The organism is Zoogloea sp. LCSB751 (genome assembly GCF_002028455.1).
In the GTDB taxonomy this organism is placed as follows: domain Bacteria; phylum Pseudomonadota; class Gammaproteobacteria; order Burkholderiales; family Rhodocyclaceae; genus Zoogloea.
Genome location: NZ_MWUM01000163.1, coordinates 1 through 277 on the forward strand (window position 1 = coordinate 1; position 277 = coordinate 277).

The 277-nt window shown below is 50.5% G+C and carries 1 rRNA gene; it reads right to left on the minus strand.

Annotation, left to right across the window (positions count from 1 at the left end):
- Positions 1 to 277, minus strand: a 23S ribosomal RNA gene (locus B4920_RS26190); the annotation flags it as partial.

The window sequence follows — 277 nt, forward strand, 5'->3', positions numbered from 1 at the left end:
CAGCTTAGAGAGCAAGTCTCATCACCAACAGGAGCGTACCTTCTCCCGAAGTTACGGTACCATTTTGCCTAGTTCCTTCAGCCGAGTTCTCTCAAGCGCCTTGGTATTCTCTACCCGACCACCTGTGTCGGTTTGGGGTACGATTCCCGCTAACCTGAAGCTTAGAAGATTTTCCTGGAAGCATGGCATCAACTACTTCATCCCCTTGGGGACTCGTCATCAGCTCTCAGTGTATAGTGACCCGGATTTGCCTAAGTCACCCACCTACCACCTTAAA